Source organism: Acidocella aluminiidurans (assembly GCF_055383125.1).
In genome coordinates, this window is record NZ_AP031589.1 from 644,478 (window position 1) to 667,571 (window position 23,094).

Annotated in this window: 25 protein-coding genes; 12 read left to right on the plus strand and 13 right to left on the minus strand. The window is 59.3% G+C overall.

Features of this window, described 5'->3' with window-relative positions; all coding sequences use genetic code 11:
* The first annotated feature begins 18 nt into the window (after positions 1–18).
* Positions 19–768 carry an alpha/beta hydrolase gene (locus ACZ46S_RS03345; protein ID WP_295739386.1) on the plus strand — a complete coding sequence of 250 codons (750 nt, stop codon included), beginning with the start codon at positions 19–21 and terminating at the stop codon, positions 766–768.
* Here ACZ46S_RS03345 and ACZ46S_RS03350 read toward each other — a convergent pair.
* Positions 724–1,578: an SDR family oxidoreductase gene (locus tag ACZ46S_RS03350; RefSeq protein WP_464063352.1), complete on the minus strand. Its 855-nt coding sequence runs from the start codon at positions 1,576–1,578 to the stop codon at positions 724–726. The genes ACZ46S_RS03345 and ACZ46S_RS03350 overlap by 45 nt on opposite strands.
* A gap of 179 nt (positions 1,579–1,757) precedes the next feature.
* On the minus strand, positions 1,758–2,504 hold the full coding sequence (locus ACZ46S_RS03355) for an orotate phosphoribosyltransferase (protein WP_295739389.1): 747 nt from the start codon (positions 2,502–2,504) through the stop codon (positions 1,758–1,760).
* A gap of 150 nt (positions 2,505–2,654) precedes the next feature.
* On the opposite strand from ACZ46S_RS03355, the gene ACZ46S_RS03360 reads away from it, so the two are divergent.
* Positions 2,655–3,866 (plus strand): NADP-dependent isocitrate dehydrogenase, encoded by a 1,212-nt coding sequence (locus ACZ46S_RS03360; protein WP_464063353.1) that lies wholly within the window; start codon positions 2,655–2,657, stop codon positions 3,864–3,866.
* A 72-nt stretch (positions 3,867–3,938) separates the two neighbouring features.
* Positions 3,939–5,096: a glycosyltransferase family 61 protein gene (locus ACZ46S_RS03365; protein WP_464063354.1), complete on the plus strand. Its 1,158-nt coding sequence runs from the start codon at positions 3,939–3,941 to the stop codon at positions 5,094–5,096.
* Between the two features lie 66 nt (positions 5,097–5,162).
* Here ACZ46S_RS03365 and ACZ46S_RS03370 read toward each other — a convergent pair whose 3' ends face one another.
* Genes ACZ46S_RS03370 through ACZ46S_RS03380 form a run of 3 tightly spaced genes read right to left on the minus strand, consistent with a single transcriptional unit; the run spans position 5,163 to position 7,778 of the window.
* A complete protein-coding gene (locus ACZ46S_RS03370; RefSeq protein ID WP_464063355.1) occupies positions 5,163–5,918 on the minus strand; it encodes a hypothetical protein in 756 nt (251 codons plus the stop codon).
* Positions 5,919–5,934: 16 nt separating this feature from the next.
* The gene (locus tag ACZ46S_RS03375) at positions 5,935–7,407 is read right to left on the minus strand and encodes an efflux transporter outer membrane subunit (RefSeq protein WP_464063356.1); all 1,473 of its coding nucleotides are present in this window, start codon (positions 7,405–7,407) and stop codon (positions 5,935–5,937) included.
* Positions 7,408–7,421: 14 nt separating this feature from the next.
* The gene (locus tag ACZ46S_RS03380; RefSeq protein ID WP_464063357.1) at positions 7,422–7,778 is read right to left on the minus strand and encodes a hypothetical protein; all 357 of its coding nucleotides are present in this window, start codon (positions 7,776–7,778) and stop codon (positions 7,422–7,424) included.
* Positions 7,779–7,813: 35 nt separating this feature from the next.
* Between ACZ46S_RS03380 and ACZ46S_RS03385 the strand changes: the two genes are divergently transcribed.
* The gene (locus ACZ46S_RS03385; protein WP_464063358.1) at positions 7,814–8,074 is read left to right on the plus strand and encodes a hypothetical protein; all 261 of its coding nucleotides are present in this window, start codon (positions 7,814–7,816) and stop codon (positions 8,072–8,074) included.
* 99 nt (positions 8,075–8,173) lie between these two features.
* On the plus strand, positions 8,174–8,806 hold the full coding sequence (locus ACZ46S_RS03390; RefSeq protein ID WP_464063359.1) for a hypothetical protein: 633 nt from the start codon (positions 8,174–8,176) through the stop codon (positions 8,804–8,806).
* Here ACZ46S_RS03390 and ACZ46S_RS03395 read toward each other — a convergent pair.
* The gene (locus ACZ46S_RS03395) at positions 8,801–9,040 is read right to left on the minus strand and encodes a DUF6471 domain-containing protein (RefSeq protein ID WP_464063360.1); all 240 of its coding nucleotides are present in this window, start codon (positions 9,038–9,040) and stop codon (positions 8,801–8,803) included. The two genes, ACZ46S_RS03390 and ACZ46S_RS03395, sit on opposite strands and share 6 nt — an antisense overlap.
* Positions 9,041–9,151: 111 nt before the next feature.
* Here ACZ46S_RS03395 and ACZ46S_RS03400 point away from each other — a divergent pair, with 111 nt between their 5' ends.
* Positions 9,152–10,132 (plus strand): IS1595 family transposase, encoded by a 981-nt coding sequence (locus ACZ46S_RS03400; protein WP_464063361.1) that lies wholly within the window; start codon positions 9,152–9,154, stop codon positions 10,130–10,132.
* Positions 10,133–10,181: 49 nt separating this feature from the next.
* Here the strand turns inward: ACZ46S_RS03400 and ACZ46S_RS03405 are convergent, their stop codons facing one another.
* Positions 10,182–10,457 (minus strand): hypothetical protein, encoded by a 276-nt coding sequence (locus ACZ46S_RS03405; RefSeq protein ID WP_464063362.1) that lies wholly within the window; start codon positions 10,455–10,457, stop codon positions 10,182–10,184.
* A 14-nt stretch (positions 10,458–10,471) separates the two neighbouring features.
* The gene (locus tag ACZ46S_RS03410) at positions 10,472–10,909 is read right to left on the minus strand and encodes a hypothetical protein (protein ID WP_464063363.1); all 438 of its coding nucleotides are present in this window, start codon (positions 10,907–10,909) and stop codon (positions 10,472–10,474) included.
* A 624-nt stretch (positions 10,910–11,533) separates the two neighbouring features.
* On the opposite strand from ACZ46S_RS03410, the gene ACZ46S_RS03415 reads away from it, so the two are divergent.
* Positions 11,534–11,671 carry a hypothetical protein gene (locus tag ACZ46S_RS03415; RefSeq protein ID WP_464063364.1) on the plus strand — a complete coding sequence of 46 codons (138 nt, stop codon included), beginning with the start codon at positions 11,534–11,536 and terminating at the stop codon, positions 11,669–11,671.
* The gene (locus ACZ46S_RS03420; protein ID WP_464063365.1) at positions 11,671–11,952 is read left to right on the plus strand and encodes a hypothetical protein; all 282 of its coding nucleotides are present in this window, start codon (positions 11,671–11,673) and stop codon (positions 11,950–11,952) included. Before ACZ46S_RS03415 ends, ACZ46S_RS03420 begins: the two co-directional genes overlap by 1 nt.
* Positions 11,953–12,143: 191 nt before the next feature.
* Here the strand turns inward: ACZ46S_RS03420 and ACZ46S_RS03425 are convergent, their stop codons facing one another.
* Complete coding sequence (locus ACZ46S_RS03425; RefSeq protein WP_464063366.1) at positions 12,144–12,458, minus strand: hypothetical protein; 315 nt, start codon at positions 12,456–12,458, stop codon at positions 12,144–12,146.
* Positions 12,459–12,990: 532 nt separating this feature from the next.
* Between ACZ46S_RS03425 and ACZ46S_RS03430 the strand changes: the two genes are divergently transcribed.
* Positions 12,991–13,362, plus strand: coding sequence for a hypothetical protein (locus tag ACZ46S_RS03430; protein WP_464063367.1), 372 nt, complete (start codon positions 12,991–12,993; stop codon positions 13,360–13,362).
* A 4-nt stretch (positions 13,363–13,366) separates the two neighbouring features.
* Here the strand turns inward: ACZ46S_RS03430 and ACZ46S_RS03435 are convergent, their stop codons facing one another.
* Positions 13,367–13,807: an RrF2 family transcriptional regulator gene (locus ACZ46S_RS03435; RefSeq protein WP_295739403.1), complete on the minus strand. Its 441-nt coding sequence runs from the start codon at positions 13,805–13,807 to the stop codon at positions 13,367–13,369.
* Between ACZ46S_RS03435 and ACZ46S_RS03440 the strand changes: the two genes are divergently transcribed.
* The gene (locus ACZ46S_RS03440; protein WP_464063368.1) at positions 13,806–13,958 is read left to right on the plus strand and encodes a hypothetical protein; all 153 of its coding nucleotides are present in this window, start codon (positions 13,806–13,808) and stop codon (positions 13,956–13,958) included. The two genes, ACZ46S_RS03435 and ACZ46S_RS03440, sit on opposite strands and share 2 nt — an antisense overlap.
* Here the strand turns inward: ACZ46S_RS03440 and ACZ46S_RS03445 are convergent.
* Positions 13,955–15,550, minus strand: coding sequence for an NAD(P)/FAD-dependent oxidoreductase (locus ACZ46S_RS03445; protein WP_464063369.1), 1,596 nt, complete (start codon positions 15,548–15,550; stop codon positions 13,955–13,957). The genes ACZ46S_RS03440 and ACZ46S_RS03445 overlap by 4 nt on opposite strands.
* Before the next feature lie 257 nt (positions 15,551–15,807).
* Between ACZ46S_RS03445 and ACZ46S_RS03450 the strand changes: the two genes are divergently transcribed.
* Entirely contained in the window at positions 15,808–17,922 is a 2,115-nt protein-coding gene (locus ACZ46S_RS03450; RefSeq protein ID WP_464063370.1) for a glycosyltransferase, read from the plus strand.
* A gap of 401 nt (positions 17,923–18,323) precedes the next feature.
* On the opposite strand, the gene ACZ46S_RS03455 is transcribed toward ACZ46S_RS03450, so the two are convergent.
* Both ACZ46S_RS03455 and ACZ46S_RS03460 read right to left on the minus strand, forming a co-directional pair.
* Positions 18,324–18,539 carry a hypothetical protein gene (locus ACZ46S_RS03455; RefSeq protein ID WP_464063371.1) on the minus strand — a complete coding sequence of 72 codons (216 nt, stop codon included), beginning with the start codon at positions 18,537–18,539 and terminating at the stop codon, positions 18,324–18,326.
* A complete protein-coding gene (locus tag ACZ46S_RS03460) occupies positions 18,532–21,873 on the minus strand; it encodes a transglutaminase family protein (RefSeq protein ID WP_464063372.1) in 3,342 nt (1,113 codons plus the stop codon). The genes ACZ46S_RS03455 and ACZ46S_RS03460 overlap by 8 nt, the downstream gene beginning before the upstream one ends.
* A 92-nt stretch (positions 21,874–21,965) precedes the next feature.
* On the opposite strand from ACZ46S_RS03460, the gene ACZ46S_RS03465 reads away from it, so the two are divergent.
* Positions 21,966–23,081: a glycosyltransferase family 8 protein gene (locus ACZ46S_RS03465; RefSeq protein WP_464063373.1), complete on the plus strand. Its 1,116-nt coding sequence runs from the start codon at positions 21,966–21,968 to the stop codon at positions 23,079–23,081.
* The last annotated feature ends 13 nt before the right edge of the window (positions 23,082–23,094 follow it).

Genomic DNA, 23,094 nt, shown 5'->3' on the forward strand with positions numbered 1-23,094 from the left:
GGTTGGAGGGTTATGACTATGCCGTTTGTGTCACGCCTGCCGGGAATCGACCTGGCCTATGAGATTCTGGACGGGCGCGGGCCGCTGGTGATGTTCTGCCCCGGCTATGCCTCGGACATGCAGGGCACCAAGGCGCTGGCGTTGGAGGCCTGGTGCAAGGCGCAAGGCCGGGCGATGCTGCGCTTCGACTATGCCGGGCATGGCGCCTCCGGTGGCGTGTTTCTGGAAAACGGCATCGGCGACTGGGCGGCGGATGCGGCCTTCGTGCTGGAGCAGGTGGCGCCAGGCCAGGAGGTGCTGCTGGTCGGCTCCTCGATGGGCGGATGGATCTCGCTGATCCTCGGGCAGGCTTTGGGGGCGCGGCTGGTGGGGCTGGTCTTGCTGGCCCCTGCCCCGGATTTCACCGCAAGGCTGCTGGAGGTGGAGCTGCCGCCCGAGGCGCAGGCGGAAATCCGCGCCAAGGGCGTGATTTATAAGCCATCGGAGTATGGCGAGCCGATGCCCTTCTCGCTGGCGTTGATCGAGCGCAGCGCGGCGCATTATGTGATGACCAAACCGATCGCCATCACCGCGCCGGTGCGGATTCTGCACGGGATGCTGGACGATGCGGTGCCCTGGGAATTGTCGTTGCAGATCGTGCAGAAGCTGAGCGGCGCGGATGTGCGGGTGAGCTTCATCAAGGCCGGCGACCATCGGCTTTCCACGGCGGATGATCTGAAGCTGCTAGAGCAGACCGTTGGCGCGCTCCTCGGCCAGGATGGCGGCTAAGCCTTCGCGGTAGGTGGGGTAGCGCCAGGCAAGGCCGAGGCTGGCTTTGGTGGCATCGGCCCGCACCTTGCGGTTCTCCGCCCAGAAGCTGCGCGCCATCGGGGACATGGTTTTCACCGCCTCGTCAAACGGCACCGGCGGCGGCGGGGCAATGCCGAGCAGCCTTGCCGCTTCCTGGACCACGTCCGTCGGTGCGGCGGGCTCGTCATCGGCGAAGTTGAAGATGCCGGTCGCACCCTGGCGGATGGCGGCGGCGACCCCCAGCCCGATATCCTCGCGATGGATGCGCCCGAACATATGGCCGGGCTTGATCACATGCCGCCCCTGCCCGGCCCGCAGATCATCCAGCATCGAGCGGCCGGGGCCGTAAATGCCGGCGAGGCGGAAAATGGCCAGAGGCTTGCCCAAATCCGCCCAGCCCTGCTCGGCGGCGATGCGCCGGCGGGCGCGGGCGGAGCCGGGGTTGGGGGGCGTGGTTTCATCCACCCAGCCGCCTTGCGCATCGCCATAGATGCCGGTGGTGGAGAGATAGCCGAGCCAGCTTGCGGGTGCGGCGCGCAGGGCGGCGCCATAGCGGGCCAGCACCGGGTCGCCCTGCTCATCCGGCGCGGCGCTGGTGAGGATGTGGCTGGCCTGGGCGATGGCCGGCTGCGCCTGCTCGAAGGGCAGCAGCGTGACGCCGGGCTCCGGCCTGGTTGCGCTGCGATAGGTGGCACTCACCTGCCAGCCCGCCGCCACCGCCTCTTTGGCGATGGCGCGGCCGGCATAGCCGAGGCCGAAAATGAGGAGATGCGGGGATGAGATTGTCATCCCCGCCTTTCTGGCATCATCCCGCCCCCGTTAAAAGGCTGGGAGTATTCGCAAAAGTTTTTGGGGTGCAGCCCTTTTTTCAAAAAGGGCTGCAAAACGTCGGGGCTTTTGACGAGAGCGGTGCCACCACCCCAAACCGCGTCGCCCAAAAACTTTTATATCTTTTTCAAAGAGTTACTTTACGCCTTCTTGCCCAGCTTATACGCCAGCGCCTCTTCCGCGGTGGCGACACCGCCATGCGCGGCGGACCAGGCCATCGGGTTTTCCAGGAATTTGCGCACCCCGGCCAGGGCGGCATCCGAGAAATAAGCGTGGCTCTTGGCGGCTTCCAGCACATCCCACCAGGTGCAGAGATGGTGCAGCTTGATGTCCATGCTCTCCAGCGTCTCGAAGGAGCCGGGGAAGACGCCGTAGAAGAACACCACGAAAGTATGGTTGCAGAGCGCCCCGGCCTCGCGCAGCGCGTTGGCGAACTGGATCTTGGAGCCGCCATCGGTGGTCAGATCCTCGACCAGCAGCGTGTTCAGCCCCTCCGGCACGTCGCCCTCGATCAGCGCGTTCTTGCCGAAGCCCTTGGGCTTCTTGCGGACATAGGCCATCGGCGCGTGCATGCGCTCGGAGATCCAGGCGGCGAAGGGAATGCCCGCGGTCTCGCCGCCGGCGACGGCCTGGATGGTCTCATGGCCGACATGGCGGTAGATCTTCTCCACCGCCAGATCGCAGATTTTGGCGCGCGCGCGGGGGAAATAGATGATCTTGCGGCAATCGATATAGACCGGCGATTTCCAGCCGGAGGTGAGTGTATAGGGCTCCTCCGGGCGGAAATTCACCGCCTTGATCTCCAGCAGCAGCTTCGCCGTGGTCAGGGCAGCATCCCGGTCCCAGTCGCTCGCCCAGTCGATTTTCGCGGCAATCCGCCCACTCATGATCCCAAACTCCGTCAAACGCAGATAATCCGCCCCCTCCTAGCGGCTTGGGCGCAGCCCGTCCATGCGTTTTGGCGGGGCGGGGCCAGGGTTGTGCGGCGCGGCGGGAGTGGTATTTGATGCAGCCAGCATGGAGTAGAGAGAGTAGAAATGGCCAAAATCAAGGTAAAAACCCCGGTCGTGGAGATGGACGGCGACGAGATGACCCGGATCATCTGGGGCTTCATCAAAGAGAAGCTGATCCTGCCCTATCTCGACATCGACCTGAAATATTACGATCTGGGCATTGAGTACCGCGACCAGACCGACGACCAGGTGACCGTCGACGCGGCCAATGCCACCAAGCAGTATGGCGTGGCGGTGAAATGCGCCACCATCACCCCGGACGAGGCGCGGGTGAAGGAATTCAACCTCAAGAAAATGTGGAAGAGCCCGAACGGCACCATCCGCAACATCGTGGACGGCACGATTTTCCGCGAGCCGATCATCTGCAAGAACGTGCCGCGCCTGGTGCCGCATTGGACGCAGCCGATCGTGGTCGGCCGCCATGCCTATGGCGATATCTACCGCGCCACCGATTACAAGGTGCCCGGTGCCGGCAAGCTGCAGCTGAGCTTCACCCCGGAGGGTGGCGAGCCGGTGGTGATGGATGTGCATGACTTCACCGGCCCCGGTGTGGCGATGGGCATGTTCAACACGCTGAAATCCATCGAGGGCTTCGCGCGCGCCAGCTTCAATTACGGCCTGGCGCGGAATTACCCGGTCTATCTCTCCACCAAGAACACCATCCTGAAGGGCTATGACGGGTTCTTCAAGGATACGTTCGAGCGCATCTTCGAGGCCGAGTTCAAGGCGCAGTTCGAGAAGGCCGGGCTGACCTATGAGCACCGGCTGATCGACGACATGGTGGCCTGCGCGCTGAAATGGAGCGGCGGCTATGTGTGGGCGTGCAAGAATTATGACGGCGATGTGCAGTCCGACATCGTGGCGCAGGGCTTTGGCTCGCTGGGGCTGATGACCTCGGTGCTGCTGAACCCGGATGGCAGCGTGGTTGAGTCCGAGGCCGCGCACGGCACCGTGACCCGGCATTTCCGCGAGCACCAGAAGGGCCGCCCGACCTCGACCAACCCGATTGCCAGCATCTTCGCCTGGACCCGCGGGCTGATCTATCGCGGCCGCTTCGATGGCACGCAGGATGTGGTGGATTTCGCCGAGACGCTGGAGCGCGTGTGCATCGAGACGGTGGAAGCCGGCCACATGACCAAGGATCTGGCGCTGCTGATCGACAAGAACGCGCCCTGGCTGACGACCCAGGATTTCCTGGACAAGCTGGATGCGAATTTGAAAGTGGCGATGAAGTAAGGCTGTAGGGGGCAGACATAAGGTGTCTGTCCCCTTTCTTTACCGCACGGGACGGACAGGAGAGTTGAAGATATGGAAAGACCGTTCTACGTCGATAGAAACAACAGCCTTGATTTGGCCACGACAAAAGAAATCCTCGCACTCTCCAACCCTACAGAATCACGTCAGCTTATGGAGCTTGAGGCAGAGGGAACATATCTCAGAAAGCCTCCCGCTTTTTTTGATTTAGACGGCGCACTCCCTGACACAGCTGATATAGCACGGAATTGTTTTGCGCAGCTTTCCCAATGGCACCAATCGGTTGAACTACTCGAATTTCCGATGGCTGCTATAGTCGGGCAAGGAAGTGTTGTAACGAATGAGCGACGGCTGATTAAGGAAAGCGTTCTCGAATTTGTTGCGCATAATCGGGTCCCAGACAGTTTCATCGTCAATTCTGACGGAACATATGTATGTGATGTTGAACCGCGCAAGTTTCTCACAGGCTCTTGTTTTCTTGCCAAACGCCCATGGTATCAGAACTACGGACACTGGCTTGTTGATAGTCTAACAGTCATTGCTTTGGCTGCAGAGTTGATCCGCATAAACAAATGGAAGATTGTCATAGGCAAATTCCAAAGTGCGGGCATGACGCGTGCGGTGCTTGATAGCATCAACATGATATTCCCTGATATGGAGATCGAAGTTTTAGAACATCCAGATGATGAGGTCTGGTACTTTGAAAAACTTTTGTATGTCACACCAACGCATGTTCCTCCTTTGTTTAAGTCGCCAACTGCACTCAACAAGCTGCGCAAATTTGCTGCGTCAATAGAGCCAAAGACTTCAGGGCGCCGGATTTTTATTTCCAGAAACACCTCTAGCTTTCGTAGGCTAATTAATGAAGGTGAGATTTTTGGTCTTTTCAAAGAGTATGGATTCGAACTGGTTTATCCTGAAACGCTACCGTTCGCGGAACAGGTTAGGCTTTTTTCCGAATCCGAAATAATTGTCGGCGTTAAAGGCGCTGCTTTGACGAATTGCATATTTTCCCCACGCGGTATGAAGGTCCTATCCCTCTGCCCTGCAGATTTTCCGGACATGTTTTTCTGGGATTTTATCGCGCAGCTGGATGGAAAATATGCGGAAATCTATGGCCCAATTTTCACGCAGAACCACCAAAGCCATAACGATTTTTCAGTAGACCCTCTACGCGCTCTTGATGCCCTTCGAAAGCTTTTAGCGCTCTAGCCCAATCAAAAAAGGACGCCATTTTACAGCGTCCTTTTTTTGATTCACTTAATCTCGTAGCCTGCGTTATAGACGCCACGTGTCATCATTTTTATCGATCAACGTATATACATCCTCGATATGAAGATTAAATCTTCTCTTGAAACGACCGGCCTCAGAACCCACAAACGGTTGCTCTAACAATCCTAGTATTTTAGGAGAACCCATCCCAACCCATTTTTCGAAGTTTAAACGGTCTCGATGCTCGCCGGATAAATTTAACGGGTTCTCGAGACTGAAATTTTGTAATTCAGGAACGATCAAGCTTTTAATATACTCAGCCCGAGCCCACCAAAAATTACCGCTTATGTGAGGCCAAGGTTCAGCACAATAATTTGCGCCCACCAAATCATAATTTTTGAGATTTCTTACGCAGCCTTTCCAATGATCGAGCACAACGTATTCTAGCATGTGCCGCCATGTGTTCACTGCTCTGATTTGAATGTTTGGACCATCTTTAGATAGATAGCTTACTCCTTTTGTATGCAAGTAACCGACTGCATCATAAAGTCCGTTTGAGCAGGATTTATGTAATTCTCTTAAAGTCACACCTTCATATTGATGAGGTTCATCAGTCAAAGTGATTTCTTTAAAGAGATCATATTCTTCTACAAAATCGAAAATTTGGTTTTTCTGTGAACCTGATACAAAACAAAAGAGATCTCCGTAGGTCGGAAACCCAGAACGAACGATGCGTTTGATTTGCTCATCGACAAGGAATTTCCAAACAATTCCGTCTTCAGGTGCCCAAACATGATAGAAAACGGCCAGACGTTGGACCATGAGGAACTCCAGGAAATTATTTGGTTTCGCTTCCAGGAGGATACATCCCTTCCCATCCCCCGCCAAGCGCCTGATACAGCGTCACCAAATCCGTGCCCAGCTTCTGCAGTGATTCCGCCTGGTTCTGCTGGGCGGCGAGGTTGGTTTGTTGGGTGGTCAGCACGGTCAGGTAGTCAACCAGCCCTTCCTTATACTGCTCCTCGGCCAGGCCGAGGGCGATCTGGCTTTGCTTCACGTCTTCCCGCAGCGCCTGCTGGGTGGCGTGTTCCTGCTCGTAGGTCACCAGGGCGGTGTTTACCTGGGTGAAGGCGGTGAGCGCGGTTTTGGCGTAAGCGATGGCGGCTTCCTTCTGGCTCGCCTCGCTCAGCTTCAGCTCGCCGCGCAACTGGCCGCCCTCGAAGATCGGCAAGGTGATGGTCGGGCCGAAGCCATAGGTGAGGGATTTCCAGCTATCCATGGCGTTCAGCTGCATCCCCTCCAGCGAGGCGGAGGCGCTGAGCGAGACATCCGGGAAGAAGGCGGCCTTGGCGGCGCCGATCTGCGCGGTGGCGGCGTGCAGATTGTCGGCGGCCTCGCGCAGGTCCGGCCGGCGGTTCAACAGATCGGCCGGCAGCCCCACCGGCACGCTGGGCGGGGTGAGCGGCTGCGGGGCGGGGGTGAGCAGATCCTGCGGCAGGCCCTCCGGGGTTTGCCCGAGCAGCAGGCCGATCTGGTCGATCAGCGCGTCGCGCTGGGCGATCAAGGTCGGGATCTGGGCGGAAATCTGCGCCGCGGTGGCACGGGCATTGGCGACGTCGAGCGAGGTGGTCAGCCCCGCCTGCTGGCGCTCGGCGGTGAGCTTCACCAGCTGGTTGGCGAAATCCAGGTTCTTCTGAGTGATGCCGAGCACCGCCTCGGTGCCGCGCAGCTGGATATAGTTGCTGGCAACCTGCGCCTCGACATTCAGCAGCGCGGCGCGGCGGGCTTCCTCGGAGGCACGGGCCTTGGCCACGGCCTGCTCCACCAGCCGCTTGTTCTTGCCCCAGAGATCGAGGTCGAACATCGTCTGCAGCCCGTACTGGTAGAGATTATAAGGTTGGGTGACGGCGGGGAAGGCTTTGCCGAACTGGCCGAGCGGGCTGTTCGGGCTGACCACGTTGCGGCTATAGGAGGCGTTGGCGCCGAGATTGGGGTAGAGCGCCGCGCCCTGGATCTGCGCCTGCGCCTCGGCCTCGAACAGGCGCTGGGTGGCGATCTGCAGGTCCAGATTCTGCTGGACGGCGCGGGTTTCCAGGGCGGTCAGCACCGGGTCGTTGAAGCTGTTCCACCATTGCGGGTCCACAGCACCACCGGAGACGTAAGGGGCGCTGCTGGCCGGGGCATCGCTGAGGAAGGCAGCGGGCGCGTTGGCGTGGGGCGCCTGGTAGTTCGGCCCCATCATGCAGCCGGACAAGCCCGTCAGCAGCCCGAGCGACAGGGCGGAGCCGGCAAGCAGGCGACGCAAAGGCATGGATGTCACGATCTTCAAACTCCCTGTGCCGCGCCCGCGGCGGCCGCCAAAACAACCATGGCCGGGCCTGTCCGGGCAAGCCTCGTCCCGGGCAGAATCAACCAGCCGATGAAATTGCCGTCTTGTTGCACATAGGACAGGTTTTGCACCACTCTTAAACCAAGCTGGCAGCTATACGGCGGAAAACCCCGCGCGCGTCTTGAAAAACGGTGCAAATGCGCCGGGTGGCGCCGCCGCCATCCCGTCGAAACTGTTGAAAAGCCAAATCTTTGATTGAGCTTGCGCAACGCGGGTCTCATCAAAATCGCTAAGATCGTTAAAATATCGAAAAAAACCCTTGCGTCCGAGTCGTTTTTGCAGGTTAACTCCACTTAAGGTTGAAGTGCCCAAAAAGGGAGATAACGAAATGGCTGGTTTCACTTCTTTGGACGTGATCGTTCGTGACAAGCTGCGGACTTGGCCCCAGCATCCGCCCGGTCTTGCGGATCACGATATGGGGGCGTCCGGATCATGGCTGCGGGCGAGGCCAGGGCCGCCGCAGGAACGTGATCAGCCTTTCCTGAAGCTGCCCGGCGCCAACCGGCTGCGCACCCATCCGGATGGGTTATGGCTGTGCTTCGGTGGCACCGAGACGGACCCGTATGTCGATCTCTTCGGTCTTATGTAGCATATGCCACCAAAACCGAACCCTCCCCTCGCAAACCGAGGGAGGTTTCGATGGTTAAAATACCTATCTCGCACGTCCGCGAAAAAGTAAGATATGCTCATGAAACATTGGCGTACAATATTTGGCGGCTTATCTCTACTCTACACCGTTATTCGGTCGTTGCTTGATATGGTAGGATATGTTGACCTATTCATACAGCATTCACAGAACCTTGGGTGGGTGGCTTATCCTATTAAGCTCATATTAAGCCCCCCTGCATGGTTTCAAATCGCTATTTTAGCGTTGGGGCTTTTTCTAATTTGGCAAAGCTATCAATTAAAACACAAAAAATACGCTGCCCAAGAACAATTTCCGGGGAGAAAATTTATTGTTTTAATGAAGTTGCGTAGGGATAAAACTCTTTCCGAATGCTTGACCTATTTTATCCACAAAACATGGCAAAAACATTCTGATATAGAAAATTCGTCGTACGCTTTTATAAGCGACACTCTTCATAGCCTACGCCAGTCAGCATTAGATCAAGAAATCATAATTTGGGGTAAAAAGAATAACGTGTGGACAAAGATTCCCGCTACATTTTGGGAGCATTCAAAAATTGAATTTCAGGCCCCTGCGTACTGTATAGCTCAAGCGCTTCCTTATACTGAATTAATGGTGAGCCAAAAAGAGATTATGAAGATCGACTGGAGGTATCGTAGAGAACGCGCGCCATCCTTTTTTACAGATTTATAGGCTTTCCAATCGAATTCCCTCTAGTTCCAGTGCGGCTAGGGTGGCCAGAAGGAACGTTGCCGCGATTGTGCCCCGGCTGAGTTTGTTCGCGATTGATGCCTCTGTCTCCTTAAGCCCGTGTTCCTGTAGCCTTTTAGCTAATTCCGCATACGTAACGCCAGCCCGTTTCATCTCAGCCTTGATGAAACGGGCTGTTTTCGTTGCTAGCTCTTTCTCCGATTCCGCCAACCCCATCCCAACACCTCAAAATCAACAGAAAACTATCATATACGATATTTTTATGTTGCCAAGCATCCGATAAAAAGGTATCAGATATGATATCTTTTTATCGGATGTAAGGAACCAATGTCTCAGCACTTTCTTCTCTCAGCCAAGGCCAGGACGCTCTCGCTAGCGTCGGTCCTTCGCATGTCTGAGGAAGAAGCCGAGACGACCTTCATCAATATCCGTTGGGCAGCTACAGACGGTAAGCCGGTGTGCATTCATTGCGATTGCCCTACAGTTTATGAGGCTCGTCGTCCCGCTGGCGGCTTACGTTTCCGTTGCAAAGCATGCCGCAAAGACTTTTCAACTACTTCTGGCACCTTGTTTGCTCACCACAAAATGCCACTACGTAACTACCTTGCGGCGATTGCCATCTTCTGCAATGAAGTTAAGGGCAAATCGGCGCTGGCACTATCTCGCGACTTGGATGTGCAGTACAAAACAGCCTTCGTTTTGGCTCATAAGCTTCGAGAAGTCATGGCCACTGAGATGAAAGGGCGCGTTATTGGCGGCCCGGGAAAGATCGCAGAGGTCGATGGGGGCTATTTCGGCGGCTATGTGAAGCCCGCAAATCACAAAGAAAACCGTCGAGATCGTCGTGTTGCCAAGAACCAGAACGGCAAGCGCGAAGTGGTGGTCGTTATCCGTGAGCGCGATGGCAATTCGGTTCCGGCAGTATTTAGATCCGAAGGTGAAGCAACAGCATTTATTGCTGGGCGAGTGGCACAAGGCACAGAATTGATGGCTGACGAGGCTACCTCTTGGAACCCTCTGCATAGCCGCTTCCCAATGAAGCGCATTAATCACCAAGAATCCTATAGTCTCGATGGCGCATGCACGAACATGGCAGAGAGCTTTTTCTCTCGCCTACGTCGAGCAGAAAATGGCCATAACCACCATATCGCAGGGGCCTATCTAGTCCGGTACGCGCAAGAAGCATCCTGGCGAGAGGATCACCGTCGCCTTTCCAACGGCGCTCAGGTCCAAGCGGTGTCTGGGCTCGCTATGATAACGAAGCCCAGCGTAGATTGGAGCGGATATTGGCAGCGGAATAAAAAGTGATACCCCTTATCCTGAAAAAGGAAAACAGGATTAAAAGAGAGGATGACAGTTAATCCCTCAAAAACGCTTGATCTTCAACGAGAAGAGTTTCGCGGCACTTATCTAAAGAAGATCGAAGAGCCTGAATTTCTTCGGCTATTATATTTCGCATGGAGAGAAGGGCAGCTAGGTGGCTTATTGCTAAAGGCCGTTCCAGACGCGCATGATTTTTGGAATCTCGATATTCTAGATATACCGAAGATTGGTCTTTAGTTTGTGCATCTGCGATAGTAATTTCTATAGTAGATTCTTCTATAACAGTCCTCATTATTTTTATATTTGGCATTTTCTTTCTCCTTTTTACTGCAAATCTTTGGTCAGCTTTTCTTGCTGTTCAGCTTGATTGACGTAGTAATCGCGGCATCTCTTTGCTGATGTGAAATAAGTATACGCAATCTCTTGAGTTGTACTATCACTGAGCATAGCGGTTATTGTAACAGAAATAAGGCTACCATCTGTTGCATAAGATTTTGAAACAGAGGGATTTAAATTCAGAATTTCATCGTTACTAAAGATTTGTTTAGGCGACTGTTCTGAGATATGACATTGAATCAAACTGGTATCGTTTTGACTTAATTGAAAATTTGCCCAAGTCGTAGGCCCCATCGCGTACCATATTTGATCAGATTTTCCGGCGTTGGAAGCTGGAGACGGCGGCGTAGCATTGTTGCTGGCATCTTGACCCATCGCCATTCCCGGTAAAAACGCCAGTACCCCTACGAACCATAATTTTCGCATAAAATATTCCTCGCATTTTCTCCGGCTGGTGCCGGGTGGTTGGTAACGCGCACGCGAGGAGACGCGCCTCCCGTATTTCCTACGAGAGGTGTTGTATTTCGGGAGCCGCCCGACAGAGCGGAATCCCTCGCGTTTCAACGCATTACGCACTCAAAAGCGGTTACCAAGCCGTCTTGAGCGCCCGAATTATCTCATAAGGTGAAGAGGATGGGAAGAAGTAGGAGACACGCCGAGTCGCCTTAGTGAAACGGCAGAAAAGCACATTCCTATGTGTTTTTTCGCTTGTCAGACTCGGGTGGTCATAGCCAAAAGGGCCAAATATTGTGGGATTTATCCCCTAACCCCACCATCCGTTGAGGGATATTGGGGAAAACTGCTATTTAGCGGTTGCGCACCCTGCGGGACTCCGGGTAATTAATGAACGTCGGTGGATCGAGTGAAAAAGGGAGCTCCTGGCAGAGCTCCCCTTCACAAACTTTACCGTGACCAAAGGGGTCGTGGCTAAGCTTAGTAGGCGTTTGTACGCTGCCCTATAGTGGGCAAAACCCTACAGCAGTCAAGCCTAGGCGCGGTCCCTCAGACCTATTCGCAATAGTGCGAATGGGAATAGGGGAGCTTTACCAAATGCCTACCGGTAAAAAACCTGCCTCTTTGGCGGGAAAAATTTTGAGTAATCCCAACAGCACGAAGGCGGAAAAGAAGGTTGCAGCTTCTGATCTTGCTCAAGTGAAACATCAGCCGAGCAAGGGAAAGGGAAAGTAATGCCTAATCTCAAGGTCGCGCATATTCGGGAACAGGGGGTTGATATGATTATAGCTCCCTTGGATTCTCAATTTGACTACTTGTCTAGTGATGAGCAGCAAAGAAGCATCGCTGAAATTCAAATCGCAGCATCTTCAGCAGGGTTGGCCGGTACTGTAGCGGTCGTTTGGATGATTGGCCGGAGCATGAAGTTTATTGCTCCTCCTAACTGGCATCCGTTTTTTAAAACCCTGCCTTATAACATGGTAATAGCTAATTTGAATAAGGAGTTATCTTGGTAGGAAACAAGCTCTCATAATTCGCTTTAGCCACTTCTAGCCAACGAGGGTCTATATTCTGGATCCTCGTTTCGGTTTCCCCAAATTTATAGGTATCGTTTAGCGGAGATGTTTTTCTCTTTTTGTCCATAGTTGCTAATTTATAAAACTTTATCTCCTATCCCACCAAAGGGGTATCAGCATTTTTCCCTTCACTAAATCCGCCACATCCATTTATTCCAAGATCCCACTTTTTGAATGCGTCCCTGGCCGTTCATCACCGCCAAAACGGTGGAAAGCCGCTGATATGTATGGTCCTTCAGAGCATCAGGCACATCGCCAACTCTCTTCAGTTCAAACATTCGCCGGGCTATTTCTCTCATCGGAATAGGTTCTGATGCTTCCCGCAGAACATCCAAGGCATACCGGCTAAGCTCTCCTCGGGGAAACAACGGATGGGCCTTATGGATTGGGCGGTCTAAGGAGGCATCCGGCGCAAGCTGTTGAATGGATGCCTCGACGCCATCCAATTCCGTTTGAAGCCTTTTTTGCTGTTTAAGTATAGCCAGCCGTCTACGTCTGAGTTTGGTAAGCTTAGAAGAGCCCCTTTGGCTTTGAACAGTGTAGGGGTAAAAATTTCCTATGGAAGATTTAGACACAAAAGGCCTTGGCAAATATGATATTATCACTTTGAATTATTTCAGAAAAGAAATAGCTGATCCTAAGAACCATTGGGTTCCGAAAAGTCTGTGGGTGGAGACCCTTCAACTTGTGCGGTCAGAGCATCTAGCCGAGAGGCTAGGCTTGCTAGAGCGCCAGTAAATTTAAGCTCTAGATTGTTTAGTTCTTGACGTAGCCACTCGCACCTATCGTCGGCGGACATTTGTTTCCAATTTTCTGGGTACTTGTTCAACAGCATTACGAACCTCGTATCGCTAATAAGCGTGAGAAGATGCTCACATTCTAGCTTAACTTATTGATTTTTATAACCCGGCTTGTGGTGGCAGGTGCTACATAATACCGGATCTCTTCGCCATCGAGGCCTGCGGCTGCTACCAGAATTTGCTGGATAAGCGCTCGCGCTTCGCCCCCTCGATGCATTCCTGGCTGGCGGTGTGTGCGGAGGAATGGCTGATGCAGCCGGTCTCGCCCACCAACCCGATGGCGCGCTGGCGCTATATCGGCCTGCTGCGCCGCGCGCCGACCGGGCCGCTGGTGCTGCCGGTGCGCGATATGCGGGTGATGTATGCGCTGCGCCCGCGCCAATATACCGGCTTCGTCACCAGCCAGATCCCGCATGCGCATGAGTTCTTCGCGCCGATGGAGGCGATCATCGGGCCGGAGGGCTGGCAGAATCCGCCGCTGCGCGCCTTCATCGCCCGCACCTCGCCGCGGGCGAATTTCTTCAGCTACCCGGGGGCGAGTGCGGCCTGAGCGTTCAGGCGGTGAGTTCGGCGGGCAGTTTACCGTCCGCCAGCGCCTTGGCCAGCGAGGTGCCGTCCAGCTCATTGGCGATGGCATCGCGCACCCGGCGCATCACCTTGCGGATCTCGCAGGCTTGCTCGTCGCGGCATTCATCGCAGCGGCGGTAATAATTCACCGAGACGCAGGCGAGCGGCGCCAGCGGGCCGTCCATGATGCGCACCACCTGGCCGAAGGTGATCAGATCCGCCGGCTTGGCCAAAGCGTAGCCGCCGCCACGCCCCCGGCGCGAGCGCACCAGCCCGTTGCGGTTCAGCTCCAGCAGAATGGCTTCGAGGAATTTCTTCGGCAGATTCTCGCGCTCGGCGATCTCGGAGACCAGCAGCAGCTTGTCGTCCTTCTCGCGCGCCAGCACCATCAGGGCCTGCAAGGCATATTTGCATTTCTGCGACAGCATGACCCTTCTCCCGGCAGCTTTTGATCTGACATATTCATCTACAGGACTTCGTTCGCGCGGAAAATATCCCGGCAAGCATATTGCAGAATTTCCGATAGAAAAACAAGGAATTCAGGATCTAGAGCATCAAGCTAAAAGCTTGATGCTCTAGAGACCGGCCAGGCTCTTGATCACCGCTTCCGCGACCTTGATGCCATCCACCCCGGCGGAGAGAATACCGCCGGCATAGCCCGCCCCCTCCCCGGCCGGATACAGACCGCGCGTGTTCAGCGAGCAGAAATCCTTGCCCCGGGTGATGCGCAGCGGCGAGGAGGTGCGGGTTTCCACCCCGGTCAGCACCGCGTCGGGCCGGTCGAAACCCTTGATCTGCTTGCCGAAGGCCGGCAGCGCCTCGCGGATGGCGGCGATGGCGTAATCCGGCAAGGTGGGCCCCAGATCGGTCAGATGCACGCCGGGCTTGTAGCTGGGCAGCACCTCGCCGAACGATTTGGAGGGGGTGCCGGCGATGAAATCCCCCACCAGCTGCCCCGGCGCCTGATAGGCGCCGCCGCCCGCGACATAGGCGGCACGCTCCCAGACGCGCTGGAACTCAACCCCGGCCAGCACATCCCCCGGATAATCCGCCGGGGTGATGCCGACGACGATGCCGGCATTGGCGTTGCGCTCGGCCCGGGAATATTGGCTCATGCCGTTGGTGACCACCTGCCCGGCCTCGGAGGTGGCGGCAACCACGGTGCCGCCCGGGCACATGCAGAAGCTGTAGACTGAGCGGCCATTTTTGGCGTGATGCACCAGCTTGTAATCGGCCGCGCCCAGAATCGGATGGCCGGCGAAGGGGCCGAAGCGATGGCGGTCGATCATCCCTTGCGGATGCTCGATGCGGAAACCGATGGAGAAGGGCTTGGCTTCCATGAACACGCCGCGCTGATGCAGCCGCGCGAAGGTGTCGCGCGCCGAGTGGCCGATGGCGAGGATGACGTGATCGGTCTCGATCCGCTCGCCGCTCTCCAGCAGCAGTGCGCGGATCTGGCCGTCCGTGATCTCGAAATCGTCCACCCGCGTGTCGAACCGGTATTCGCCGCCCAGGGCGGTGACTTTCGCGCGGATCGCCTCGACCATGGAGACCAGCCGGAAGGTGCCGATATGCGGCTTGGCGATGGTGAGGATTTCCTCCGGCGCCCCGGCCTCGACGAATTCCTCCATCACCTTGCGGCCGAGAAAGCGCGGGTCCTTGATCTGGGAATAGAGCTTGCCGTCCGAGAAGGTGCCGGCCCCGCCTTCGCCGAACTGCACGTTGGAGGCGACATTGAGCTCACCGCGCCGCCACAGCCCCCAAGTGTCCTTGGTGCGTTGGCGCACCAGCTTGCCGCGCTCCAGCACCAGCGGGCCGAATCCGGCCTCGGCCAGGATCAGCGCCGCCAGGATGCCGCAGGGGCCGGTGCCGATGATCACCGGGCGTTTCGCCGGGCGCGCCTTGGCGATGGCGGGGAATTGATAGCCCATATCCGGCGTCGGCGCGCCGGTTGCCACGTCCCGGTCGAGCACCGCATCGATCGTATAGACCAGCATCACCTGGGATTTCTTGCGCGCATCCCAGGCCCGCCTGTGCACCTGCCAGGAGAGGATGGCGCGCTCCGGCACGCCGAAACCTTCGGCGATGGCGGCGATGAGCGCCTGCGGCTGATGGTCGATCGGCAGGCGCAATTCGGTGAGGCGGCGGGAGGGGAAGGATGTCGGGGCCATGGCAGATGTGGCGTCTAACCCGGCGCGGCGCATCCGCCAATCGTCCCGGCGCGGATTTTATCCACAGCGCTCTTGATAAGCCTGTGGAGAAGCGTGTGGATGAAGCGCAAACCACGGCTGCGGGGCAGAGGCGGGCACGGTTTGGCGCCGCGATGGTTGACCCGGTTGCGGATTCGGGTTTCGGATAGGCAATAATCCGGAGGCCGCATGACAAAACTTCACTGGCCAGAGCTTGGGCTTTGCGCGGGCGGGCGCGGATGAGCCTGGTCATCGATCTGCGCTGCCTGCAGGACCCGGCCTACCGGGAGCGGGGCATCGGCAATCATGCGCGCAATCTCATCCGCCATGCGCCGCCGGGCTGGGTGGGGGTGTATGATCCCGCCCTGCCGGCGTTGCCGCAGGCGGTGGCGGCACGCGCCGGGCGGCTCTCGCCGCATGGCTACGTGCCCGGCGCTACGCTGTTCCTCAACCCCTCGCCCTTCACGCCGAACCAGGAATTCTGCGCCCGGCTGCTGAGCGATAAGCGCGTGTACAAAGCCGTTTGCGTGTATGATTTCATCCCGTTCGATGCGCCAGAGCGCTATCTGCGCACGGCCGGGGCGCGGCTGGACTATTATGCCGCGCTGGCCTGGCTGCGGCGTTACGATCTTTATTTTCCCATCTCGGTGCCCACCGAGGCGCGGCTGCGTGAGCTGTTCGGCGCGGTGAAAAGCGTGGTCACCGGCGTCGGGCTGCCGCCTTTTCTGCAGGCGCTGGCGCCGGCGGGGCCGCGCCATGTGCTGATGGTGGGCGGGGATGATCCGCGCAAGAACCCGGAGCTGCTGCTGCGCGCGATGGCCGCCCGGCCGGGCCTGAGCGAGACCGAGCTGGTGATCACCGGCGGCTATGACGAGCAAGAAGCCGCCCGGCTGCGCGCGATCCGCCCGGTGGCGCTGCCGGGGCGGGTGAGTGATGCCACGCTGGCCGGGCTCTATGCGCAAGCGCTGGCGGTGGTCACGCCGTCCAGGGCGGAAGGGTTTTCAATGCCGGTGGTGGAGGCGTGCCGGGTGGGCGTACCCTCCCTCGCCTCGGACATTCCCGCGCACCGGGCGCTGTTGCCGGCGCGCTTCCTGTTCGGGCCGGATGATGTGGAGGAGCTGGCCGCGCTGCTGGAAGAGACGCTGCGGGCCCGCGAGGCGGTGATCGCCGCGCAGGCGGGGCTGGCGGCGCCCTTTGCCGAAGCCGCGGTGGCGGCGAAGCTGTTTGCCGCCCTGCCCGCGCCCGCGCCGCCAATATCGCGGCGGCCGCGCATCGCCTTGCTCTCGCCCTTGCCGCCCACCCGCAGCGGCGTGGCGGACCATTCGGCGGCATTGCTCACCGCCTTGCGCAAGCTGGCGCGGGTGGAGGCGTTCTCCGGCCCCTATTCCCGGCTGGCGGTGCAGGATGGGGCCTATGACGCGGTGCTCTGCGTGCTCGGCAATGCGCCGCTGCATGAGGAGATCTATCAGCTCTGCCTGCGCTATGGCGCGGCCTGTCTGTGCCATGATGCGCGGCTGCTGGGGCTGGCCACCACCCACGGCCTCGCCCCCGCCGCCATGCTGGCCGGGGAGGAGCTGGGACGGGTGGTGAGCGAGGACGAGATCGCCGTCTGGGCGGCCGATGAGAGCCAACGCGAGGCGAGTTTTCTGGGGAAGCTGGCACACGCGGCGCGGCCGCTGATCTTCCACGCGCCGCAGCCGGTGCGGCTCTGCCAGGAGCGCTTCGGCGTGCGGGCGCATTGCCTGCCCTTCCCGATGATGCGCCCGCACGCGCCGATCACGCCGGCAGAGCGCGATGCGGCGCGGGCGCGTCTGAGGATCGGCCCGGCGGAACAGCTCATCGTCTCCTTCGGGTTTCTGGTGCCGGCGAAAGCCATCGGCGCGGCGCTGGCGGCTTTCGCTTTGCTGAAACGCGGGCGCCCGGCGGCGCGGCTGGTCTTTGTCGGCGAGGTGGCGATGGATGTCGCGCCGTTGCGCGACGAGGCGGCTTCGTTGGGGGTGACGCTGGGCACCGGGTTTGTCACCCCGGAGACGTACCGGGCCTGGGCGGCGGCGGCGGATGCGGGGCTGCAACTGCGCATCGGCCAGGCGGGCGGGGTCTCGGCGGCGTTGCAGGATGGCATCGGCGCCGGGCTGAACATGGTGGCGAGCCGGGATCTGGCGGAGACCATCGCGGCGCCGGATTATGTGCTGCGGGTGGCGGATGTGCCGGATGTGGCGGAGATCGCCGGGGCGCTGGCGCGGGCCTTGGTGGCGCCTCGGCCGGATGAGGTGGTGAGGGCCGCTTACTGCGCCGCGCATGACATTGAGGCTTATGCGGAGCGGTTATTGCAGCTGATCTTGGGGAACTTTTGAAAAAATCCCAAAATCCCTCAAAAGCTATGGCAACTATATACTTGGCCAAGCCTATTTATGGGGCACAAAAAGCGCACATGGCTCGGTCAGCGACACGGGTCTCTTGTAGCACCTGTGACGCTTTTTGCTTGTCTGAGTAAGGACCAAGCCATTGTCCATTTTTGCCTGAATCTAAAGCATTTTTACCTTTTCCACCGTTACAATGAGGACAATGTGTCAAATGCAATCGAGCACGTTTGACGGTCCAATTTTCATATACCCAATACTCAGGCATCCGAGCACACCTCCTTAATTGAGCTACGCCATACGGCATACTCCATACGGCATACTCTACAAATCACGACGTTTGAATCTCAAAATGGACGCTTAGTCAGGGATATAATTGCCAAAACTTTTGCGATTTAGACGGTGCCTTGCCTGGCCAAAGCTATGGTGACCAAGGCGGCTTCCATCTGTTTGGATAACGCATTTTCCTTCGCCCGCAGCGCCGCCAGCTCCTCGCGCAGCAGCGCCTGTTCCGCCCTTATCGCCGCCAGCTCCGCCGCCATGCGGTCCTGTGCCGCCGTCACGTCGGCCGCCATGAACTGACGCAGGCGCTTAAGCTGAGCCTTAAGCATGGCGGCGCAGATCCAGGCAGCGCGGGAATTCCGGCCCCTCCACCGGCAGCGGCAGCGGTGCCGGCCCCGGCGTATGGCCAAAGGCCCAGAAGCGCGAGCGCCGCCTTGCCTCGGCCGCGTTGGAATTGATCGGGAAATCCTCATAAGAGCGCCCGCCCGGATGCACGGCATGATGCGTCATCCCGCCGATCGAGCGGCCGGACCAGGTGTCGTACACATCAAACACCAAAGGTGTCTGCACGCCGATGGTCGGGTGCAAGGCCGAGTATGGCGCCCAGGCCTTGAAACGCACCCCGGCGACATATTCGCCCTGTGTCTGGGTGCGCTGCATCGGCATCGCCGCACCATTGCAGGAGAGGATATAGCGCTCATCCACCCAGCCATTCACCTTCACCTGCAGGCGTTCGGCGGAGCTGTCCACGTAACGCGCGGTGCCGCCGCTGCTCTGCTCCTCGCCCAGCACGTGCCAGGGCTCCAGCGCGTGGCGCAGTTCAAGCTGCATGTCGCGCACGCTCACATCGCCCAGCTTGGGGAAGCGGAATTCCAGATGCGGGGCGAACCAGTCCGGGTCGAGCGGGAAGCCGAGCCCGGCCAGCTCTTCCAACGCGTCCTTGAAATCCTGCTCGGCATAGTGGGGAAGCAGGAATTCATCATGCAGGCGCGTGCCCCAGCGGACCAGCCGGCGCTCATAAGGCCGCTCCCAGAAGGCGGCGACGGCGGAGCGCATCAGCAGAATCTGCGCCGCGGACATCTGCTCATGCGGCGGCATTTCGAAGGCGCGGAATTCCACCAGCCCGCGCCGGCCGGAGGAGCCGTCCGGCGAATACATTTTGTCGATGCAGAATTCCGTGCGGTGGCCGTTGCCGGTCATGTCGCAGAGAATGTTGCGGAACAGCCGGTCCACCAGCCAAGGCGGGGTCTGGCTCTGGCGGCCGACCTGGCGGAAGGCGATTTCCAGCTCGTTGATGCTGTCCTCCCGCGCTTCGTCGATGCGCGGATGCTGCGAGGAGGGGCCGATGAACAGGCCAGAGAACAGGAAGCTGAGGCTGGGATGGTTATGCCAGAAGCCCAGCATGGATTTCAGCAGGTCCGGCCGGCGCAGGAAGGGGCTGTCGGTGGGGGATTTCGCGCCCATTACCACATGATTGCCGCCGCCCGTGCCGACATGCCGGCCATCCAGCATGAATTTCTCCGCCGCCAGCCCGACCTCGCGCGCCGCCTCATAAAGCTGGGCGTTGCGGGTGGTCAGCTCGGCCCAGCTGGTGGAGGCGGGGATGTTGGCCTCGATCACGCCCGGGTCAGGGGTGACGGAGAAATTCACCACGCGCTCATCCTCGGGCGGGAGATAGCCTTCCAGCACCACCTTGCGGCCAAACTCGGCGGCGGTGGCCTCGATGGCGGCGGTGAGTTCCAGCCAATCCTCGACGTCGTACAGCGGCGGGTAGAAGATGTGGATTTTGCCGTCACGGGCTTCCACGCAAAGCGCGGTGCGCACCACGCCCGGTTCCTCGCGCCCAACCACCGGCAGGCTCTGCGGCACGGGGCGGAAATTCTCGATCGCCCCCTGCCCTTCGGCGGCATTCGGCCGGTAGCGGGCGAACTGCAAGGCATCGCGGCGCGGGAGCGGGGCTTTCGGCGCGAACGGGTCGGCCTCGTACGCCTGCTCGATGCTCGCATCATCCGCCCAGGGAAGGCTGTCGAGCGGCAGACGCAGGCCGATCGGGCTGTCGCCGGGGATCAGGAAGAGCAGATCATCCTTGAAGAACCAATGGCCGGATTGCCAGCTTCGCTGGCCATCCATGATGACCCGGCGCAGCGGCAGCACGGAGCCGACATTCGAGGCCAGGCCTTGGCCGAAGACTTTCGCCAGACGCGCGCGCTCCAGCGGGTCGCGCAGCTTGGCATCCTCGGTGACGACATTCGCCGGCAGGCGTTTTTCGCGCCAGAGGTAATAATGGATGTCCTCATGGGCGGCGTTGACCAAAGCGGGATCAACCTGCAGACGCTCGGCCAGAGCGCGGGCGAAGATCGCTGTGTCCTCGGCATTGGCGTTGTCGGTATCGTCGTCCGAGGCGAGCAGAGACGGGTCCTTCCAGACCGGCTCGCCATCGGCGCGCCAATGGGCGTGGATGGCCCAGCGCGGGAGCTGCTCGCCAGGATAGTGCTTGCCCATATTGTAGGTGAGTGCTGCTCCTTTGCCCCAGAGCGGGGTGAGTTTGCGGATCAGGCGCCCGGCATAAGCGCGCTTGGTCGGGCCCAGCGCGTCGATATTCCATTCCGCCCCTTCATGGTCCGTGGCGGAGACGAAGGTGGGCTCGCCGCCCATGGTCAGGCGCACATCGTTGCGCAGCAGCGCATGGTCCACGCGCGCGCCGCGGGCGAGAATGTCCTGCCATTGCTTGTCGGTATAGGGCTTGGTGACGCGCGGGGTTTCCTTCACCCGCTTCACTTCCATGTGGAAATCGAATTCGGTCTCGGTGCCGTCCTCGGCGATGAAGCCGCCGGAGATGGGGGCGGCGGATTGCGGGGACGGGGTGGCGGCAAGCGGAATATGCCCCTCGCCGGTGAGCAGGCCGGAGGTGGCATCCAGCCCGACCCAGCCGGCACCGGGCAGATAAACCTCGGCCCAGGCATGGAGATCCGTGAAGTCGGCCTCCGGCCCGGCGGCACCGCCATCCACGGGCTTCTGGTCGGCGGTGAGCTGGATCAGATAGCCGGAGACAAAGCGCGCGGCAAAGCCCAGATGGCGCAGCAGATTGACCAGCAGCCAGCCGGAATCCCGGCAGGAGCCTTTGCAAAGCGCCAGTGTTTCCTCTGGCGTGAAGACGCCGGGTTCCATGCGCACGACGTAGGAGATGCGCTCATTCACCATGCGGTTGATCTCAACCAGCATGTCGGTGGTGCGCGGCTCCTGATCCTTGAATTTCGCCTTCACCTCGGCGATCAGCGCCGTCAGCAGCGGGCCGGGCTTGCTCAACAGCCGGAACGGCGCCAGCTCCTCGGCCAGCACGGGGTCATAGGCGAAGGGGAAGGTTTCCGCCTCCGGTTCGAGGAAGAAATCGAACGGGTTGATCGTCGCCATGTCGGCGACGAGATCAACGATCACCTCGAAGCTGGTGACGCGCTCGGGAAAGACGACGCGGGCGAGGAAATTGCCTTGCGGATCCTGCTGCCAGTTGAGGAAATGCGGCTTCGGCGCGATCCGCAGCGAATAGGAGATGATCGGGGTGCGGGCGTAAGGGGCAGGACGCAGCCGGATGGTCTGCGGCCCCAGCGACACCGGACGGTCGTATTTATAGGAGGTGCGATGAGTGATGGCGGCGTGGATCGACATGCAGGCTCCTTGGATACGCTTTCAGCCCAGCATGCGCAGGGCTGTTTCGCAACGCAATAGCAACCAGAGGGTAAAGCGCGCATGACAGTGGCGTGATTGTCAGCGGCCGGGCGGGGTGCGAACATGAAGCGGGCAGGCTGCTGTTTTTGGCGGCAAAAGACGCGTGGGGGCGCACGGGTGTGGGCGAGCGCAAGGCGGTGTTTTTCGCGGCGGATGCGGCCTATCTGCCTCTGGCCTGGGTGGCGGCACGGGATGTGGCGGCGCAAGCCGGGCGGGATTTCGATGTCTGCCTGCTGCTGCCCGAGGATGTCGCGGCCCCGCCGCCGCCGGGCGTGCGCATGCTGCGGGTGCGTTTGCCGGAGGTGTTGGCGCATGTGGCGGGGCCGGCGCATATGTCGCCTTTCGCTTATGCCAGGCTGGCCGCCCCAGCTTTGTGGCTCAGCGCGTATGACCGGCTGCTTTATCTGGATTCGGATATCAGGGTGAGCGGCGATCTCTCGCCTTTGTTCCGGCTGGAGATGGGCGAGGCGCTGGCGGCGATGGTGGAGGATTGCGGGCGCTATCTGGGGGCTGCCGGCGGGCGGGAGGATTGGGATGATTATCGGACCCGCACCGGCTTGCGGCTCGACGCCCCCTATTTCAACAGCGGGGTGATTTTGATGAATGCGGCGCGCTGGCGGGCGGAGGGGTTATGGGAGCAGGCGGCCTCGTTCATCGCGGCGCGGGGGGCGCAATTGCGGTTCATGGACCAGGATGCGCTGAATGTTCTGGGCGGGCGGATCCTGGAGCTTTCGCCGCGCTGGAATTTCTGCACGCATTATATGGGGCTGGGGCTGGAGGGCGTGGTGGCGCCACGGGTGCGGCATTATCTGAACGTGCTGAAGCCGTGGCGGGACCCGGAATGGAGGATTTTATACGGCAAGGCGGATGTGAAGGCGTTTGGTGCCGCGTTCGCGGAGTCACCCTGGCCGGGGTTTGTGCATAAGGGGCTGGTTTCGGCCCTGCCCTGGCGCAGACGGGCGGCGCTGGCGGCGGCAAGGGCGGCGCGGCATGTGCCGGAGGCGGCCCTGGCCGGGCATATGGAAAATTTCATCGGCCTGGCGCCAAGATTATGGCGGGATGTGCGCGCCGGCTTCGCCGAAGGCGTGGCGCGCTATGTGGATTTGAGTGCGGAAGAGGCCATTGCCTGGAAAACCGCACTGACCTGAGGGAACAAAAGTT

Bases quoted from the DNA above. Each gene is read 5' to 3' on its own strand.
- ACZ46S_RS03345 (WP_295739386.1), top strand. From the start codon at position 19: ATGCCGTTTGTGTCACGCCTGCCGGGAATCGACCTGGCCTATGAGATT.
- ACZ46S_RS03350 (WP_464063352.1), bottom strand. From the start codon at position 1,578: ATGACAATCTCATCCCCGCATCTCCTCATTTTCGGCCTCGGCTATGCC.
- ACZ46S_RS03355 (WP_295739389.1), bottom strand. From the start codon at position 2,504: ATGAGTGGGCGGATTGCCGCGAAAATCGACTGGGCGAGCGACTGGGAC.
- ACZ46S_RS03360 (WP_464063353.1), top strand. From the start codon at position 2,655: ATGGCCAAAATCAAGGTAAAAACCCCGGTCGTGGAGATGGACGGCGAC.
- ACZ46S_RS03365 (WP_464063354.1), top strand. From the start codon at position 3,939: ATGGAAAGACCGTTCTACGTCGATAGAAACAACAGCCTTGATTTGGCC.
- ACZ46S_RS03370 (WP_464063355.1), bottom strand. From the start codon at position 5,918: ATGGTCCAACGTCTGGCCGTTTTCTATCATGTTTGGGCACCTGAAGAC.
- ACZ46S_RS03375 (WP_464063356.1), bottom strand. From the start codon at position 7,407: ATGCCTTTGCGTCGCCTGCTTGCCGGCTCCGCCCTGTCGCTCGGGCTG.
- ACZ46S_RS03385 (WP_464063358.1), top strand. From the start codon at position 7,814: ATGGCTGGTTTCACTTCTTTGGACGTGATCGTTCGTGACAAGCTGCGG.
- ACZ46S_RS03390 (WP_464063359.1), top strand. From the start codon at position 8,174: ATGAAACATTGGCGTACAATATTTGGCGGCTTATCTCTACTCTACACC.
- ACZ46S_RS03395 (WP_464063360.1), bottom strand. From the start codon at position 9,040: ATGGGGTTGGCGGAATCGGAGAAAGAGCTAGCAACGAAAACAGCCCGT.
- ACZ46S_RS03400 (WP_464063361.1), top strand. From the start codon at position 9,152: ATGTCTCAGCACTTTCTTCTCTCAGCCAAGGCCAGGACGCTCTCGCTA.
- ACZ46S_RS03405 (WP_464063362.1), bottom strand. From the start codon at position 10,457: ATGCCAAATATAAAAATAATGAGGACTGTTATAGAAGAATCTACTATA.
- ACZ46S_RS03410 (WP_464063363.1), bottom strand. From the start codon at position 10,909: ATGCGAAAATTATGGTTCGTAGGGGTACTGGCGTTTTTACCGGGAATG.
- ACZ46S_RS03415 (WP_464063364.1), top strand. From the start codon at position 11,534: ATGCCTACCGGTAAAAAACCTGCCTCTTTGGCGGGAAAAATTTTGAGT.
- ACZ46S_RS03420 (WP_464063365.1), top strand. From the start codon at position 11,671: ATGCCTAATCTCAAGGTCGCGCATATTCGGGAACAGGGGGTTGATATG.
- ACZ46S_RS03440 (WP_464063368.1), top strand. From the start codon at position 13,806: ATGACCCTTCTCCCGGCAGCTTTTGATCTGACATATTCATCTACAGGA.
- ACZ46S_RS03435 (WP_295739403.1), bottom strand. From the start codon at position 13,807: ATGCTGTCGCAGAAATGCAAATATGCCTTGCAGGCCCTGATGGTGCTG.
- ACZ46S_RS03445 (WP_464063369.1), bottom strand. From the start codon at position 15,550: ATGGCCCCGACATCCTTCCCCTCCCGCCGCCTCACCGAATTGCGCCTG.
- ACZ46S_RS03450 (WP_464063370.1), top strand. From the start codon at position 15,808: ATGAGCCTGGTCATCGATCTGCGCTGCCTGCAGGACCCGGCCTACCGG.
- ACZ46S_RS03455 (WP_464063371.1), bottom strand. From the start codon at position 18,539: ATGCTTAAGGCTCAGCTTAAGCGCCTGCGTCAGTTCATGGCGGCCGAC.
- ACZ46S_RS03460 (WP_464063372.1), bottom strand. From the start codon at position 21,873: ATGTCGATCCACGCCGCCATCACTCATCGCACCTCCTATAAATACGAC.